Below are 16,691 nucleotides of genomic sequence, written 5' to 3' on the forward strand. Positions count from 1 at the left end.
ATCAACTTCTGGCGTTGATTTTTGGCACGCTGTTGAGTTCTCAAGGAACGGACGCTTCCTTTGTACTCACCCTCTCGGGCTTTCCTCCGGGCTTCATTCTTCGTTTCCGACTCTATCAGACTCTTTCGTGTCCGATTCCCGGTCGAAGCGGGATCCTGCTTTTCGCTTTCCAGGTTCTCGCTTTCGCGTCTCCCTTTCCGGCGATTCCAACTCTACCAGATTCTTTTCCCGCTCCGTTTACCGGAGTTGAATTCGAATTCGGTGACCGTTGGGGGTCTTTCCCTTTCGGGAGGTTCAGACCTTATCAGGTTTCCCTGGGCTGATTTACCCGCGCTCGTGGGTGTGCCCGGGCACGTGAGTGCTCGCAGGTTCCTTCGAGGCGGGAGACGTAAACGTACTGGAGCGGGGCCCCCGGATGCAAATCCGGTTGCCCCGCTCCAGTGATGACGCTACGAGGTCGCTACGGAGAGCGTCAGACCTCGACCACGACGGGGAGGATCATCGGGCGGCGACGGTAGCCGTCCGAGACCCACTTGCCCATGGTGCGGCGGATGAGCTGCTGGATCTGGTGCGGCTCCGCGACGCCGTCCGCCGCCGCGCGGGCGATGGACTCCTCGATCTTCGGCAGGACCGCGGCGAAGGCCGAGTCCTCGATGCCCGAGCCCCTGGCCTGGATGTTCGGGCCGCTCACGATCTTGCCCGTGGTGCTGTCCACCACGACGTAGACCGAGATGATGCCCTCGTCGCCGAGGATGCGGCGGTCCTTGAGCGAGGCCTCGGTGACATCGCCGACCGAAAGGCCGTCGACGTACACGTAGCCGGCCTGGACCTTGCCGGTGATCTTGGCCTTGCCGTCGATGAGGTCGACGACCACGCCGTCCTCGGCGATGACGATGCGGTCCTTCGGGACGCCCGTCAGGGCGCCCAGCTCGGCGTTGGCGCGCAGGTGGCGCCATTCGCCGTGGACCGGCATGAGGTTCCGCGGCTTGCAGATGTTGTAGAAGTACAGCAGCTCGCCGGCCGAGGCGTGGCCCGAGACGTGCACCTTGGCGTTGCCCTTGTGGACGACGTTGGCGCCCCAGCGGGTCAGGCCGTTGATCACGCGGTAGACCGCGTTCTCGTTGCCCGGGATCAGGGACGACGCCAGGATCACGGTGTCGCCGGGGACGATCCTGATCTGGTGGTCGCGGTTGGCCATGCGGGACAGTGCGGCCATCGGCTCGCCCTGCGAACCGGTGCAGACCAGGACGACCTCGTGGGCCGGCAGGTCGTCGAGCGTCTTGACGTCCACGACGAGACCGGCCGGGACCCGCAGGTAACCCAGGTCACGGGCGATGCCCATGTTGCGGACCATCGAGCGGCCGACGAAGGCGACGCGGCGGCCGTACTCGTGGGCGGCGTCGAGGATCTGCTGGATGCGGTGCACGTGGCTGGCGAAGCTCGCCACGATGATCCGGTTGTTGGCGCTCGCGAAGACCGACCGCAGGACGTTGGAGATCTCCCGCTCCGGCGGCACGAAGCCGGGGACCTCGGCGTTCGTCGAGTCCGAGAGGAGGAGGTCGATGCCCTCTTCGCTCAGTCGCGCGAAGGCGTGCAGGTCGGTGAGGCGGTTGTCCAGCGGGAGCTGGTCCATCTTGAAGTCACCGGTGCACACGACCATGCCGGCGCCGGTGCGGATGGCCACGGCCAGGGCATCCGGGATGGAGTGGTTGACCGCGATGAATTCGCAGTCGAAGGGGCCGAGGTTCTCGCGCTCGCCTTCCTTCACCTCGAGGGTGTAGGGGCGGATGCGGTGCTCCTGGAGCTTCGCCTCGATGAGGGCCAGCGTCAGCTTGGAGCCGATCAGCGGGATGTCCGGCTTCTCCCGGAGGAGGAACGGAACGGCGCCGATGTGGTCCTCGTGGCCGTGCGTGAGGACGATGCCCTCGATGTCGTCGAGCCGGTCCCGGATGGACGAGAAGTCCGGAAGGATCAGGTCGATGCCCGGCTGTTCCTCTTCGGGGAAGAGGACGCCGCAGTCGACGATCAGCAGACGACCGTCGAACTCGAAGACGGTCATGTTGCGGCCGATCTCGCCGAGACCGCCCAGGGGGGTGACCCGGAGGCCGCCCTTGGCGAGCTTCGGCGGCGCGCCGAGTTCAGGGTGCGGATGGCTCAAAAGTATCTCCTCAACCACACACGCCACGTACCTACGAAGGCACGTGGCGGGCATGTCATTCGTGCACAGGTGCACTTGCTGTGTGTCTTGTGGGTGTTTCTGGTACTGCCTATTCAGTTGTGAAGTCTGTGGTGCCCGGCGTCGGGCCCGGTGTCAGAGCTGTACCCCGCCGGCAGCAAGATCGATCTTGAGCTGGGCCGTCTCTTCGGCCGTCAGCTCGATCAGCGGCAGTCGCAGCGGGCCCGCGGGCAGGCCCTGGAGGTGCAGCGCGCCCTTGGTGGTGATGACGCCCTGCGTGCGGAACATGCCGGTGAAGACCGGGAGCAGCTTCTGGTGGATCTCGGCCGCCTTCTGCACGTCGCCGCCGAGGTACGCCTCCAGCATGGAGCGCAGCTCGGGGGTGACCACGTGGCCGACGACGGAGACGAAACCGGCCGCGCCCACGGACAGCAGGGGCAGGTTCAGCATGTCGTCGCCGGAGTACCAGGCCAGGCCGCTCTGCGCGATGGCCCAGCTGGCACGGCCCAGGTCACCCTTGGCGTCCTTGTTGGCGACGATACGCGGGTGCTCGGCGAGGCGCACGATGGTTTCGGTGTTGATCGGGACACCACTGCGACCGGGGATGTCGTAGAGCATGACCGGCAGGCCGGTGGCGTCGGCGATCGCCGTGAAGTGCCGGTAGAGGCCCTCCTGCGGCGGCTTGCTGTAGTACGGCGTGACCGCGAGCAGGCCGTGCGCGCCGGTGCGCTCGGCCTCGCGGGCCAGCTCGAGGGTGTGGGCGGTGTCGTTGGTGCCGATGCCGGCGACCACGTGGGCGCGGTCTCCGACCGCTTCGAGCACGGCTCGTACGAGGTCGTTTTTCTCCGCGTCGGTGGTGGTCGGGGACTCACCGGTGGTCCCGTTGATGATCAGGCCGTCGTTGCCTGCGTCCACCAGGTGGACGGCGAGCTGCTGCGCGCCGTCGAGGTCGAGTGCGCCATCCGCCGTGAACGGCGTGATCATGGCGGTGAGGACCCGCCCGAAGGGGGTCTGCGGAGTCGAGATCGGAGCCATGGGTAACACGCTACTCGCTGCCACGCTCGCGGTGTCCCCTCGGGGGACGTCAACAGGGGGGTTCCGACCCCTGGAGGTCGGGTGGTGTTGGATCCCGGCACTGCCTGCTCGGGGGTTCAAGCAGTGCCGGGTCCGTTTGATCAGCCTAGATGAACTTTGCGAAACGTCGCAATACGGACACTTCGGTCAAGTCTCCGTACATGCGTACGTGCCGGGCGCCGCACGGGATTTCGGGGTTACGGAGCGACACGGCCGTTGGTGTTGAAGGCCGCGTAGGTCAGGGGCATCAGGGACGCCCAGTGCTCTTCCATCTTCTCGCCGACCATCTCGATCTCCCGCTGCGGGAAGGACGGGACCGCCGCCAGCTCGTGCTGGGTGCGCAGGCCGAGGAAGTGCATGAGCGAGCGCGCGTTGCAGGTGGCGTACATCGACGAGAAGAGGCCGACCGGCAGCACCGCGCGGGCCACCTCGCGGGCCACGCCCGCGGCGAGCATCTCCTGGTACGCCTCGTAGGCCTGGCGGTACGAGTCCTCCATGACGCGGCCGGTCAGCTCCTGCTGGTCCGCCGTGCCGTCGACGAAGACGTACTTGCCCGGGCGGCCCTCCTGGACCAGCTTGCGCTCGGCGTCGGGCACGTAGAAGACGGGCTGGAGCTCCCTGTAGCGGCCCGACTCCTCGTTGTAGGACCAGCCCACGCGGTGCCGCATGAACTCGCGGAAGACGAAGATCGGGGCGCTGATGAAGAAGGTCATCGAGTTGTGCTCGAAGGGGCTGCCGTGGCGGTCCCGCATCAGGTAGTTGATCAGGCCCTTGGACCGCTCGGGGTCCTTCTGGAGCTCTTCGAGGGACTGCTCCCCGGCCGTGGAGACCCGGGCCGCCCACAGCACGTCGGAGTCGGCGGCGGAGTGCTTCACCAACTCCACCGTGACGTCACTGCGGAAGCTGGGTTTGAGGTCTGAAGCGGCGGTCTCGCTCACCGGGGGTCCTTCCAAAGGGCATCGCTTGGGGCGCGACCACTCTACGGCGCCGGGCACCCGTCCCCGGACCGGGGCGCAGACCGTTCCAGATCTGACTCCCAGCCATAAAGTTCCGCTAAATTGCCGAAATCCGGCACCGTTCGGCCCCGTTGTACGTCCTTACGAGTAGTGGTGGCCACCCGGGTCGCCACCCGGCCCCAAGGGCCCGATCGTGAGGAGAGTCGCTCCCATGTTCCGCCGGCGCGAACCCGTCCCGTTTGCCTTCGTCGCCGAGGCCGACCGTTTCCGCAGCAACGTCACCCCGCCGCCACGCGAGAGTCTCGGTATCGGGCAGATCGCCGCCCGTAGTCTGGTCGGACTGACCGTGGTGGCGGGGCTCGTCGGCTCGTTGCTCTTCGGCATGCCCGCACTGCAGCCGCACAAGGCGCCCGAAAAGGCCCAGCAGTCCGAGGCCTCCGAAGGGCGTTGAGCCGTACCGACCCGTCCGGCCCCCCTGAGGTGGTCGGCCGTGATCGGACTGGGTAGCCTCACCGGCACTGCCCTACCGAATGTGCATGTGAGTGAGGATCAGCCGTGCCCCTGCCCTTCCTGACGGCCGAGCACCTCGACGGCGAGGACGATGCCGACGCGGCGCTCCCCCACGACGACCCCGACCGCTGGCGACGGCCCTACCGGCCCGGCCCCTGGCGGGTGGCCATCGCGGCCCTCCTGCTCCTGCTGGCCTCGTTCATGCTGCTCGCGACGATGATCATCGCGTTCGCGGGCGCATGGTCCGGCGCCGCCGTCTGTGCCGCCGCCGCCCTCGCGGTCATCGCGACCGCGCTGCGGATGCTGCGCGCGGGCGTCTGGGTGAGCCGTACGGGCCTGCGCCGGGTGTCCTTCTTCTCGACCCGCTCCATCCCCTGGTCCGAGGTCGGCGAGGTCCGCACGGTCCAGCAGCCGGTGCGCTGGCTCGGCCTGCCCCGCACCGTGCAGGGACAGGCGCTGACCGTGGCCGCGCGCGACGGGGCCCCGGCCCCGGTGCTGCTCACCGACCACAGCGCGGACTTCCTGGCGCGTGCCGAGGCCTTCGACCGTGCCGCGGGCATCGTCGAAGCGTGGGCCGAGGAGTACCGGGCCGTCCCGGTGGGCTGAGCGGGCGTCACCGGACGCACACGCCCACGGAGGGCCGTACAGGTATCAGACCTGTACGGCCTTTCCGTCGTGCAGGGCGATCGCCCGCTGCATGGCCTTGCGGGCCCGCGGGGTGTCGCGGGCGTCGTGGTAGGCCACGGCGAGGCGGAACCAGTTGCGCCAGTCCCCCGGAGCCCGCTCGGTCTCGGCCTTGCGGCGCGCGAAGACCTCGTCGGCCGAGTCCCGCAGGATCCGGCCGTACTCGTCCCGCTCCAACTCGTCCACGGGCAGCCCGCCCTCGGCCTCCAGCTCGGTGGAGAGCTGGTTGGCCCGGGTGACGAACCGCGTGTTCTTCCAGAGGAACCACACGCCGACCACGGGCAGGACCAGCACCGAGAGCCCGAGGGGGACGGTGATCCAGGTGCCCATGGACAGCAGGGTCACGCCCTGGCGGCCGGCCAGGACGAAGTAGAAGACCAGGACGGCGGCCGTGATGAAGTAGATGATCTTCGCGCGCATAGGAGTGCTACTGCCTGCTCAGCCGAGGTCGAGGAAGTGTTCCAGGCCGAAGGTGAGGCCCGGGGTCTGCGTCACGCGGCGCGCACCGAGCAGGATGCCCGGCATGAAGCTGCTGTGGTGCAGGGAGTCGTGACGCAGGGTCAGGGTCTCGCCCTGACCGCCGAGCAGCACCTCCTGGTGGGCCAGCAGGCCCGCCAGGCGGATCGCGTGCACCCGGACCCCGTCCACGTCGGCGCCGCGGGCACCGTCGAGGGCGGTGACCGTCGCGTCGGGCTGCGGGGCGCAGCCGGCTTCGGCGCGGGCCGCCGCGATCAGCTGCGCCGTGCGGGTCGCCGTGCCGGAGGGCGCGTCGACCTTGTTCGGGTGGTGCAGCTCGATGACCTCGACGGAGTCGAAGTAGCGCGCGGCCTGGGCCGCGAACTTCATCGTGAGCACCGCGCCGATGGAGAAGTTCGGGGCGATGAGCACACCGGTCCGCGGCGAACCGGAGAGCCAGGTGTTCAGCTGCGCGAGGCGGTCCTCGGTCCAGCCCGTCGTGCCGACGACCGCGTGCATGCCGTGGCGCACGCAGAAGTCGAGGTTGCCCATGACGGACGCGGGGGTGGTCAGCTCGACCACGACCTCGGCACCGACCTCGGCCAGCGTCTCCAGCTTGTCCCCGCGGGAGAGGGCGGCGACCAGTTCCATGTCCTCGGCGGCCTCGACGGCCCGGACGGCCTCGGAGCCGATCCGGCCCTTGGCACCGAGGACGGCCACGCGCAGCTTGCTCATGTTCTTTCGCTTCCTTACGTCCGTGACGTCGTACGTTGCTACGCGACCGCTTCGTCGAGGCGCGCGGCCTGCTTCTCCTTCAGCGGGCCGATCACCGACAGCGACGGCCGCTGGGCCAGTACATCGTGCGCGACCGCGCGGACGTCGTCCGGGGTCACCTCGGCGATCCGGGCCAGCATGTCGGAGACCGACATCTGGGTGCCCCAGCACAGCTCGCTCTTGCCGATGCGGTTCATCAGGGCGCCGGTGTCCTCCAGGCCGAGGACCGTGGAGCCGGAGAGCTGCCCGATGGCGCGGCGGATCTCCTCGTCGGTGAGCCCTTCGGTGGCGACCTTGTCCAGCTCGTCCCGGCAGATCCGCAGCACGTCGTGGACCTGGCTGGGGCGGCAGCCCGCGTAGACCCCGAAGAGGCCGGTGTCGGCGAAGCCGGAGGTGTACGAGTACACGCTGTAGGCCAGGCCGCGCTTCTCGCGGACCTCCTGGAAGAGACGGGAGGACATTCCGCCGCCGAGGGCCGTGTTCAGCACGCCGAGCGCCCAGCGGCGCTCGTCGGTGCGGGCGAGTCCCGGCATCCCGAGGACCACGTGGGCCTGCTCGGTCTTGCGGTTGACCAGCTCGACCTGCCCGGCGACACGGATCCGGCGGGTGCCGGTGCGCGGGCCGATGGGCTCCTGGCCGGTGCCGTCGAAGCCGGCGCGCTCGAAGGCGGCACGGACCTGGCGGACGACCTTGGCGTGGTCGACGTTGCCCGCGGCGGCCACGACCAGGTGCGTCGGGTCGTAGTGCTTCTTGTAGAAGCGGCGGATCCGGTCGGCGCTCAGCGCGTTGATCGTGTCGACGGTGCCGAGGACGGGACGGCCCAGCGGGGTGTCGCCCAGCATGGTGTGCGCGAACAGGTCGTGCACGCAGTCGCCCGGGTCGTCCTCGGTCATCGCGATCTCTTCGAGGATGACGCCGCGCTCGGCGTCGACGTCCTCCTCGCGGATCAGCGAGCCGGTGAGCATGTCGCACACGACGTCGATGGCGAGCGGCAGGTCCGTGTCGAGCACCCGTGCGTAATAGCAGGTGTACTCCTTCGCCGTGAAGGCGTTCATCTCTCCGCCGACCGCGTCGATCGAGGAGGAGATGTCGAGGGCACTGCGCTTCTTGGTGCCCTTGAAGAGGAGGTGCTCCAAGTAGTGGGTGGCGCCGTTCAGCGTGGGGGTCTCGTCGCGGGATCCGACGTGGGCCCAGATGCCGAAGGTCGCCGAGCGCACGGACGGCAGCGTCTCGGTGACGATGCGCAGTCCGTTGGGCAGGGTCGTGCGGCGGACCGTGCCGATCCCGTTCTCGCCCGGGAGCAGGGTTTGGGTACGGGCGACGGCCCGCACCTCGGAAGAGGTGCGGGCCGTCACTCGGGAACTACGCGACATCACTTGTCGGAGTCGTCCTTGTCAGCGTCGGCGTCGGCCGCTTCGCCGTCGATCACGGGGATCAGCGACAGCTTGCCACGGGAGTCGATCTCGGCGATCTCGACCTGGACCTTGGTACCGACCGCGAGCACGTCCTCGACGTTCTCCACGCGCTTGCCACCGGCGAGCTTGCGGATCTGCGAGATGTGCAGGAGGCCGTCCTTGCCGGGCATGAGGGAGACGAAGGCACCGAAGGTGGTGGTCTTGACGACCGTACCCAGGTAGCGCTCGCCGACCTCCGGCATGGTCGGGTTGGCGATCTGGTTGATCGTGGCGCGGGCGGCCTCGGCGGCCGGACCGTCGGAGGCACCGATGTAGATGGTGCCGTCGTCCTCGATCGTGATCTCGGCGCCGGTGTCCTCCTGGATCTGGTTGATCATCTTGCCCTTGGGGCCGATGACCTCACCGATCTTGTCCACGGGGATCTTGACCGTGATGATCCGCGGGGCGTTGGGGGACATCTCGTCCGGCGTGTCGATCGCTTCCATCATCACGTCGAGGATGTGGAGGCGCGCGTCGCGGGCCTGGGTGAGGGCCGCGGCCAGGACGGAGGCCGGGATGCCGTCCAGCTTGGTGTCCAGCTGGAGGGCGGTCACGAACTCCTTGGTGCCGGCGACCTTGAAGTCCATGTCGCCGAAGGCGTCCTCCGCACCGAGGATGTCGGTGAGGGCGACGTAGTGCGTCTTGCCGTCGATCTCCTGGGAGATCAGACCCATGGCGATACCGGCGACGGGGGCCTTGAGCGGCACACCGGCGTTCAGCAGCGACATGGTGGAGGCGCAGACGGAGCCCATGGAGGTCGAGCCGTTGGAGCCGAGGGCCTCGGACACCTGACGGATCGCGTAGGGGAACTCCTCGCGGGTCGGCAGGACCGGCACGATCGCGCGCTCGGCGAGCGCGCCGTGGCCGATCTCGCGGCGCTTGGGCGAACCCACGCGACCCGTCTCGCCGACCGAGTACGGCGGGAAGTTGTAGTTGTGCATGTAGCGCTTGCGGGTCACCGGGGAGAGGGTGTCCAGCTGCTGCTCCATGCGGAGCATGTTGAGGGTGGTGACGCCCAGGATCTGGGTCTCGCCACGCTCGAACAGCGCCGAGCCGTGCACGCGCGGGATGGCCTCGACCTCGGCGGCGAGGGTACGGATGTCCGTGAGCCCGCGGCCGTCGATGCGGACCTTGTCCTTGATGACGCGCTCGCGGACCAGGGCCTTGGTCAGGCTGCGGTACGCGCCCGAGATCTCCTTCTCACGGCCTTCGAAGGCCGGGAGGAGCTTCGCGGCGGCGATCTCCTTGATGCGGTCCAGCTCGGCCTCGCGGTCCTGCTTGCCCGCGATGGTCAGCGCCTTGGTGAGGTCGCCCTTGACCGCGGCCGCGAGGGCCTCGTAGACGTCGTCCTGGTAGTCCAGGAAGACCGGGAACTCGCCGGTGGGCTTGGCGGCCTTCGACGCGAGGTCGGCCTGCGCCTTGCAGAGGACCTTGATGAAGGGCTTCGCGGCGTCCAGACCGGCGGCGACGACCTCTTCGGTGGGGGCCTCGGCGCCGCCCTTGACCAGGGCGATGGTCTTCTCGGTGGCCTCGGCCTCGACCATCATGATCGCGACGTCACCGTCGTCGAGCACGCGACCGGCGACGACCATGTCGAAGACGGCGTCCTCGAGCTCGGTGTGCGTCGGGAAGGCGACCCACTGGCCACGGATCAGCGCGACGCGGACGCCGCCGATCGGGCCGGAGAAGGGCAGGCCGGCCAGCTGGGTGGACGCGGACGCGGCGTTGATCGCGATGACGTCGTACAGGTGGTCCGGGTTGAGCGCCATGATCGTGGCGACGACCTGGATCTCGTTGCGCAGGCCCTTCTTGAAGGAAGGACGCAGCGGGCGGTCGATCAGGCGGCAGGTGAGGATCGCGTCCTCGGAGGGCCGACCCTCACGACGGAAGAAGGAGCCGGGGATCTTGCCGGCCGCGTACTGCCGCTCCTCGACGTCCACCGTCAGGGGGAAGAAGTCGAGCTGGTCCTTGGGCTTCTTCGACGCGGTGGTGGCGGACAGCACCATCGTGTCGTCGTCCAGGTAGGCAACGGCGGAGCCGGCGGCCTGGCGGGCCAGACGGCCCGTCTCGAAGCGGATGGTGCGGGTGCCGAAGGAACCGTTGTCAATGACGGCCTCGGCGTAGTGGGTCTCGTTCTCCACTAGCGTTTTCTCCATTTTCGTCGTCTCCCGTCCTCCGCCCGTGTGGCGGGGGACGGTTTTCGGAGAAGCGCTCCTTGCGTGCGGGCCGGTCTTCGATCGAAGCATCCGGTTCGTGGCCCGGCATTCGGGCCTTCCGGGTGCCACTACCGAGGACCGGCGGCGTAGGGAGGGCGCTCCTCCTCTTCTGTTGTGCTGCGAACCAGACTACAAAGCGTCCGGTACGTCCCGCACGTACAGCAAAGGGAGCGGTCCCCTAATCGTGGGAACCGCTCCCTTCACGGCGTTCTTACTTGGCGCCCGCGGCACCGCGGCGGATGCCGAGGCGCTCGACCAGGATGCGGAAGCGCGCGATGTCCTTCTTGGCCAGGTACTGCAGCAGGCGGCGGCGCTGGCCGACCAGGATCAGCAGGCCACGACGCGAGTGGTGGTCGTGCTTGTGGGCCTTCAGGTGCTCGGTCAGGTCCGAGATGCGGCGGGAGAGCATCGCGACCTGCACCTCGGGGGAGCCGGTGTCGCCCTCCTTGGTGCCGAACTCGGTCATGATCTGCTTCTTCGTAGCGGCGTCGAGCGGCACGCGTACTCCTCGTGATAGGTCTTCGTAGCCACCGAGTGCCCCAGGTCGAATTCTCTGGGGAGCTTCCGTAACTCGGGAGGCGGGGTCCGTTGGGCGCAGGTCTCGGAGGCTTCGTGAGAAGGCTCCGGGAACGCGTACACAAACGGCCGTCACCCACAGTACCAGGCCGCCGGAGCGGCCCGTCTCAGCTGGTGAGCGAGCGGGCCGCGGTGTAGACGTCGAGGACGGCCAGGCAGAGCGGGACCAGGCTGAGCAGCACGGCGGCCTCGGTGAGGTCGAGGAGTCGACCCCAGAAGGGTGACAGGCCCTTGCTCGGGATGACCAGCGCGATCATGGCGAGCAGCGCGGCACCCGCGGCGACGGCGGCCGAGAGCCAGATCGTGCGGATGTCCATGCCGCCGTGCTCCCCGTACTTGTACAGGTCCTCCAGCAGGGGGGTCGGCGGGTTCAGGGCCAGCCCGAGGACGAGCAGGGCGATGGCGGCGAGCCCGGCGGTCAGGGCGCACACCACCTGCGAGGTGTAACGGAAGAGGCGGGCGCGCAGCAGCATGGCCAGGCCGGCGCCCAGGGCGAGCAGCTGGCCCCACAGGTCGTGGGAGAAGCCGAGCACGGCGGCGGAGCCGACGACGACCGCGGCGCAGCCGCCGACCAGGCCGAGCAGCATCTCGTGGCCGCGGCGGGCCTGGGCGGCGATCAGCTCGGCGTCCAGGGGGGCGCCCTGCTCGGAGGGGTCCGCGGAGGGGTCGCCGTAGGGCTCGCCCTCGTAGCGGTCCGGGGTCGCCGCGTACTCGACGTACTCGTCGACGGAGCTCTGCGGGGCGGCGTAGCCGATGGGCAGCCGGGCGAAGCGCGCGGAGAGTCCGGGGAGGAAGGCGACCAGGGCGATGGCGGTGGGGGCGCAGACGGAGGCGGTCGCGGTCGCGGAGGCCTCGGTGAGGATCGCGACGAAGGTGGCGATCGTGCCGGTGGCGCCGAGGAAGGTGGCCGCGACGAAGGGGGCGTCGCCGCTGGGGGTGAGGGCGGCCAGGGCGACCGAGGCGACGAGGACGACGACGCAGCCCAGCAGGAACTGGAGCCGGCCGGGTCCCTGGCCCGGGTCGGGCCCGATGATCCCGGAGCCCGCGATCAGCAGGAGCGGGAGGGCGCCGAGGCCGAGGGCGACGGCCGAGCCGCGGTCGCGGTAGACCCGGGCGCGCAGGCCGGCGGCCGCGGTGAGCAGCAGGCCGAGGGTGCCGGCGATGATGCCGGGCAGGCCGTGCATGTCGTGGCGGACGGGGTCGGCGTACCAGAGGACGAAGCCGATCAGGACGAGCAGCAGGACGGCACCGGCCAGGCCCGCGCCGCGCAGCATGTCGTCGCTCCAGCGGTGCCGGTCGCGGACCACGGCCGAGGCGACGGCGTCGGAGACGTCGTCGAAGACGGCGGGCGGCAGCGATTCGGCGAAGGGGCGCAGGCTCAGCACCTCGCCGTCGAGCACCTGCTGGCCGGCCAGGGTGCGGGCGCCGTCGAGGACGGTGCCGTCGCGGCGCACCAGGTGGTAGCCGGTGGGGGCGCCGACGGGCTGGGTCTGGCCGGTGAGGCGGAGCAGCTCGGGATAGACGTCGGCGACGGCGATGTCCTCGGGGAGGGCGACGTCGATGCGGCTGTCCGGGGCCACGACGGTGACCCTGCAGAAACCCGTCGTTGCGGCCGTACTCACCTGTGTGACCCCCTGGTTGGCGGACTCGTCCGACGCGGCGCCGACACCTGCCGCACTGCGGATTCGCGGATGCGCATGCTGCGCGCGGCCACCCTACCGGGCATAAGGCGGACTGTCGGCAAGTAGGATCACCTCCGCGCGGAGGACACCCGCTCCGCACCCGGGACTTGGGGGCGCCGGTATCGACGTCCCGTCCGTTTTCGAGGGATTGATGCTCCGGTGAGCCAGATCGTCGTCAAACGCCCGCCACGGTCGCTGCCGCCCGAAGTACCTTCGGACGAACTGCACCTGGAGCCTCCGCCGGAGCTGCCGCGCGGGCAGCAGGAAGGCATGGCGATGCAGCTCCTGCCGATGCTCGGCATGGGCTCTTCCGTCGTGTTCTTCTTCATGCCGAACGTGCCGTCGTTCATGCGCATCATGGGTGTGCTGATGCTGGTGTCGACGGTGGGCATGGTGATCGCGCAGATCATGCGGTACCGGCGCGGTACGCAGGGGCAAATGGCCGACGTGCGCCGCGACTACCTCAAGTACCTCGCGCAGACGCGGCGCCAGGTGCGGCGGACCGCGCGCTCGCAGCGCGACGCGCAGCTGTACCTGCACCCGGCCCCCGAGCAGCTGTGGTCGGTGGTGGCCGAGGGCTCGCGGCTGTGGGAGCGGCGGGTCGGCGACGAGGACTTCGGTCAGGCCCGGCTGGGTCTGGGCGCGCAGCGGCTGGCGACGCCGCTGGTGGCGCCGGACACGGCGCCGGTGGACGAGCTGGAGCCGCTGACGGCGGGCGCGATGCAGCGCTTCCTGAAGGTGCACTCCTCGCTGGACGGGCTGCCGGTGGCGGTGTCGATGCGGGCGTTCTACCACGTGACGGTGTCCGGGGAGCCGGAGGCGGCGCGGGGCACGGCGCGGGCGCTGGTGGCCCAGCTGGCGACGCTGCACTCCCCCGAGGACCTGATGGTGGCCGTGGTGGCCGCGCCGGGCGCGGTGCCGGTGTGGGACTGGACGAAGTGGCTGCCGCACACGCAGGTGCCCGGTCAGGTGGACGGGGCCGGCACGAAGCGGTTGTTCGGCGACGACCTGGGTGAGATCGAGGACCTCCTCGCGGCGCGGTTGGAGGGGCGGCCGCGGTTCAGCCGGGACGTGCAGCCGGTGCTGGACCAGCCGCACATCGTGGTGGTGCTCGACGGCGGGATGGTGCCGCCGGATTCGGTGTTCGCGGCGGCCGAGGGGTTGCAGGGGATCACCATCGTCGAGGTGGTCCCGGGCGAGCTGGACGAGCCGCGCGGCGGGCTGTCGGTCGTGGTGCGGCCGGGCCGGCTGCGGCTGGAGTCGGGTGCGGGCGTCGCGTACGAGGGCGTGCCCGACGTCCTGTCGCTGCCGGCGGCCGAGGCGTTGGCGCGCCAGCTGGCGCCGCTGCGCACGGGCGGCGGGGACGACGACGAGCCGCTGCTCGCCAATCTGGACTTCACCGACCTGTTGAACCTGGGCGACGCGGGCTCGATCGACGTGGCGCGGACCTGGCGGCCGCGCTCCGCCGGTGAGCGGCTGCGCGTGCCGATCGGGGTCGGCGAGGGCGGCGCCCCGGTGATGCTGGACCTCAAGGAGGCGGCGCAGGAGGGCATGGGGCCGCACGGCCTGTGCGTGGGCGCCACCGGTTCCGGCAAGTCGGAGCTGCTGCGCACGCTGGTGCTGGGCCTGGCGGTCACGCACACCTCGGAGACGCTGAACTTCGTGCTCGCGGACTTCAAGGGCGGTGCGACCTTCACGGGCATGTCGCAGATGCCGCACGTGGCGGCGGTCATCACCAACCTGGCCGACGACCTGACCCTCGTGGACCGCATGGGCGACTCGATCCGCGGCGAGCTCCAGCGGCGCCAGGAGCTGCTGCGGTCGGCGGGCAACTACGCCAACATGCACGACTACGAGAAGGCGCGGGCGGCGGGCGCGCCGCTGGAGCCGCTGGCCGCGCTGGTGCTCGTCATCGACGAGTTCAGCGAACTCCTGACGGCGAAGCCCGACTTCATCGACATGTTCATCCAGATCGGCCGGATCGGCCGGTCGCTGGGCGTGCACCTGCTGCTGGCCTCGCAGCGGTTGGAGGAGGGCAAGCTCCGCGGCCTGGACACCTACCTGTCCTACCGGATCGGTCTGCGGACCTTCTCGGCGGCGGAGTCGCGGACGGCGATCGGCGTGCCGGACGCCTACCATCTGCCGTCGGTGCCCGGTTCGGGCTATTTGAAGTTCGGCACGGACGAGATGACCCGCTTCAAGGCGGCGTACGTCTCGGGCACCTACCGCTCGGGCGGGCCGGACCTGTCGGTGGGCCGGTTCCCGCTGGAGCGGCGGCCCGCGCTCTTCACGGCGACGCCGGTGCCGGTGGTGTACGCGGCGCCGGACCCGGCGTACCTGGCGGCGCAGGCCGCGCGGGCGGACGACGCGCTCGCGGACACGGTGCTCGACGTGATCGTGGCGCGGCTGGAGGGCCAGGGCGTGCCGGCGCACCAGGTGTGGTTGCCGCCGCTCGACCAGGCGCCGCCGCTGGACCAGCTGCTGCCCGCGCTGGCCGCCACGGCGGAGCGCGGACTGCACGCGGAGGGGTACACGCGGCCCGGCGGGCTCGTCGTGCCGCTCGGCCTGATCGACAAGCCCTTCGAGCAGCGGCGCGAGGTGCTCTACCGGGACTTCTCGGGCGCCGCCGGTCACCTGCTGATCGTCGGTGGTCCGCAGTCGGGCAAGTCGACGTTGATGCGGACGCTGGTGTCCTCGTTCGCGCTCACGCACACCCCCCGCGAGGTGCAGATCTACGGTCTGGACTTCGGCGGCGGCGGTTTCTCCGCGGTGCAGGACCTGCCGCACGTGGGCGGGATCGCCTCGCGGCTGGACCCGGAGCGGGTGCGGCGCACGGTCGCGGAGGTGGCGGGCGTGCTGAACCGGCGCGAGGAGTTCTTCCGCGCGCACGCGATCGATTCGATCGGCACCTACCGGCGGCGGCGGGCCTCGGGCGACCTGGCGGAGGAGGCGTTCGGCGACGTCTTCCTGTTGATCGACGGCTGGGGCCAGTTCAAGAACGACTACGAGCACCTGGAGCCGGTGGTCGCGGACATCGCGGCGCGCGGGCTGGGCTACGGCATCCACGTGGTGCTGACCGCCTCCCGGTACATGGAGGTGCGCGCGGCGCTCAAGGACCAGATCCTGGGACGCCTGGAGCTGCGCCTCGGTGACGTCATGGACTCCGAGTTCGACCGCAAGGTCGCGGCGAACGTGCCGCAGGGCGCGCCGGGCCGGGGTCAGGTGCCGGAGAAGCTGCACTTCATGTCGGCGCTGCCGCGGGTGGACGGGCAGGCGGGTCCGGACGGGATGTCGGACGCGACCGCCGCGTTCGTGGAGTCCGTGCGGACGGGCTGGTCGGGGCCGGGGGCGCCGGCGGTACGGCTGCTGCCGCGCAAGCTGCCCGCGGACCGGCTGCCGAAGGGCTTCGAGCACCCGGAGCACGGCATCGCGATCGGCATCGACGAGACCAACCTGGAACCGGTCTTCATCGACTTCGAGACCGACCCGTTCTTCCTGATCTTCGGTGAGAGCGAGTCGGGCAAGACGGCGCTGCTGCGGCTGATCGCGAAGCAGATCAGCGAGCGCTACACGCCGGAGCAGGCGCGGATCGTGGTCGGTGACTACCGGCGCACCCTGCTGGAGGCGGTGCCGTCCTCGCACCTGTTGGAGTACGCGCCGATGGCCTCGGCCATGCAGATGCACATGGAGGCGATCGCGACGGTCATGGGCAAGCGCGCCCCGGGCCCGGACATCACTCCGCAGCAGCTGCGCGACCGGAGCTGGTGGACCGGCCCGGAGCTGTTCGTGATCATCGACGACTACGAGCTGGTGTCGACGAACGCCTCGAATCCGCTGTCGCAGCTGGTGGAGAACCTGCCGTTCGCGCGGGACGTGGGCATCCGCTTCATCGTGGCCCGCTCCTCGGCGGGTGCGTCGCGGGGTGCGTACGAACCGTTCATGCAGCGGGTCAAGGAGCTGGGCGCGCAGGGTCTGATCCTGTCCGGCGACCGCAACGAGGGCGACATCCTGGGCAACGTCCGGGCCCGCCCGATGCCCCCGGGGCGCGGCACCTTCGTCTCCCGCAAGCGCGGCACCCCGCTGATCCAGGCGGGCTGGCTGGCGGACCGTTAGCACAGGGCGGTGCGGGTGGT

General features: G+C 70.0%; 13 protein-coding genes. 4 read left to right on the forward strand and 9 right to left on the reverse strand.

Going from position 1 to position 16,691, the window contains the following annotated elements; genetic code table 11:
- The coding region (locus ACZ4UB_RS31955; protein ID WP_468075594.1) for a hypothetical protein at positions 1 to 323 on the forward strand (323 nt) is incomplete at its 5' end.
- A 149-nt stretch (positions 324 to 472) separates the two neighbouring features.
- Here the strand turns inward: ACZ4UB_RS31955 and ACZ4UB_RS31960 are convergent.
- From ACZ4UB_RS31960 to thyX, 3 genes are all read right to left on the reverse strand, one after another.
- On the reverse strand, positions 473 to 2,158 hold the full coding sequence (locus tag ACZ4UB_RS31960; protein WP_354383804.1) for a ribonuclease J: 1,686 nt from the start codon (positions 2,156 to 2,158) through the stop codon (positions 473 to 475).
- A gap of 153 nt (positions 2,159 to 2,311) precedes the next feature.
- A complete protein-coding gene (gene dapA / locus ACZ4UB_RS31965) occupies positions 2,312 to 3,211 on the reverse strand; it encodes a 4-hydroxy-tetrahydrodipicolinate synthase (protein ID WP_354383803.1) in 900 nt (299 codons plus the stop codon).
- 236 nt (positions 3,212 to 3,447) lie between these two features.
- The gene (gene thyX / locus ACZ4UB_RS31970; RefSeq protein WP_354383802.1) at positions 3,448 to 4,188 is read right to left on the reverse strand and encodes an FAD-dependent thymidylate synthase; all 741 of its coding nucleotides are present in this window, start codon (positions 4,186 to 4,188) and stop codon (positions 3,448 to 3,450) included.
- Positions 4,189 to 4,417: 229 nt separating this feature from the next.
- Between thyX and ACZ4UB_RS31975 the strand changes: the two genes are divergently transcribed.
- Both ACZ4UB_RS31975 and ACZ4UB_RS31980 read left to right on the forward strand, forming a co-directional pair.
- Positions 4,418 to 4,657, forward strand: coding sequence for a hypothetical protein (locus ACZ4UB_RS31975; protein WP_354383801.1), 240 nt, complete (start codon positions 4,418 to 4,420; stop codon positions 4,655 to 4,657).
- A gap of 104 nt (positions 4,658 to 4,761) precedes the next feature.
- Positions 4,762 to 5,322, forward strand: a complete 561-nt coding sequence (locus ACZ4UB_RS31980; RefSeq protein WP_468075597.1) for a PH domain-containing protein — start codon at positions 4,762 to 4,764, stop codon at positions 5,320 to 5,322.
- A 45-nt stretch (positions 5,323 to 5,367) separates the two neighbouring features.
- Here the strand turns inward: ACZ4UB_RS31980 and ACZ4UB_RS31985 are convergent, their stop codons facing one another.
- The 6 genes from ACZ4UB_RS31985 to eccD form a co-directional block, all read right to left on the reverse strand.
- Positions 5,368 to 5,820 (reverse strand): tetratricopeptide repeat protein, encoded by a 453-nt coding sequence (locus ACZ4UB_RS31985; protein ID WP_354383799.1) that lies wholly within the window; start codon positions 5,818 to 5,820, stop codon positions 5,368 to 5,370.
- A gap of 18 nt (positions 5,821 to 5,838) precedes the next feature.
- On the reverse strand, positions 5,839 to 6,591 hold the full coding sequence (gene dapB / locus ACZ4UB_RS31990) for a 4-hydroxy-tetrahydrodipicolinate reductase (protein WP_354383798.1): 753 nt from the start codon (positions 6,589 to 6,591) through the stop codon (positions 5,839 to 5,841).
- Between the two features lie 38 nt (positions 6,592 to 6,629).
- Entirely contained in the window at positions 6,630 to 8,006 is a 1,377-nt protein-coding gene (locus ACZ4UB_RS31995) for a M16 family metallopeptidase (RefSeq protein ID WP_354383797.1), read from the reverse strand.
- On the reverse strand, positions 8,003 to 10,225 hold the full coding sequence (locus ACZ4UB_RS32000) for a polyribonucleotide nucleotidyltransferase (protein WP_354383808.1): 2,223 nt from the start codon (positions 10,223 to 10,225) through the stop codon (positions 8,003 to 8,005). Before ACZ4UB_RS32000 ends, ACZ4UB_RS31995 begins: the two co-directional genes overlap by 4 nt.
- A 286-nt stretch (positions 10,226 to 10,511) precedes the next feature.
- Entirely contained in the window at positions 10,512 to 10,799 is a 288-nt protein-coding gene (gene rpsO, locus ACZ4UB_RS32005) for a 30S ribosomal protein S15 (RefSeq protein WP_330332947.1), read from the reverse strand.
- Between the two features lie 184 nt (positions 10,800 to 10,983).
- Positions 10,984 to 12,498, reverse strand: a complete 1,515-nt coding sequence (eccD, locus tag ACZ4UB_RS32010) for a type VII secretion integral membrane protein EccD (protein ID WP_468075600.1) — start codon at positions 12,496 to 12,498, stop codon at positions 10,984 to 10,986.
- 219 nt (positions 12,499 to 12,717) lie between these two features.
- Between eccD and eccCa the strand changes: the two genes are divergently transcribed.
- Entirely contained in the window at positions 12,718 to 16,671 is a 3,954-nt protein-coding gene (gene eccCa, locus ACZ4UB_RS32015) for a type VII secretion protein EccCa (protein WP_468075602.1), read from the forward strand.
- The last annotated feature ends 20 nt before the right edge of the window (positions 16,672 to 16,691 follow it).

It is taken from the genome of Streptomyces sp. NPDC028419, from assembly GCF_055565515.1.

Bases quoted from the DNA above. Each gene is read 5' to 3' on its own strand.
- dapA (WP_354383803.1), bottom strand. From the start codon at position 3,211: ATGGCTCCGATCTCGACTCCGCAGACCCCCTTCGGGCGGGTCCTCACC.
- ACZ4UB_RS31975 (WP_354383801.1), top strand. From the start codon at position 4,418: ATGTTCCGCCGGCGCGAACCCGTCCCGTTTGCCTTCGTCGCCGAGGCC.
- ACZ4UB_RS31985 (WP_354383799.1), bottom strand. From the start codon at position 5,820: ATGCGCGCGAAGATCATCTACTTCATCACGGCCGCCGTCCTGGTCTTC.
- dapB (WP_354383798.1), bottom strand. From the start codon at position 6,591: ATGAGCAAGCTGCGCGTGGCCGTCCTCGGTGCCAAGGGCCGGATCGGC.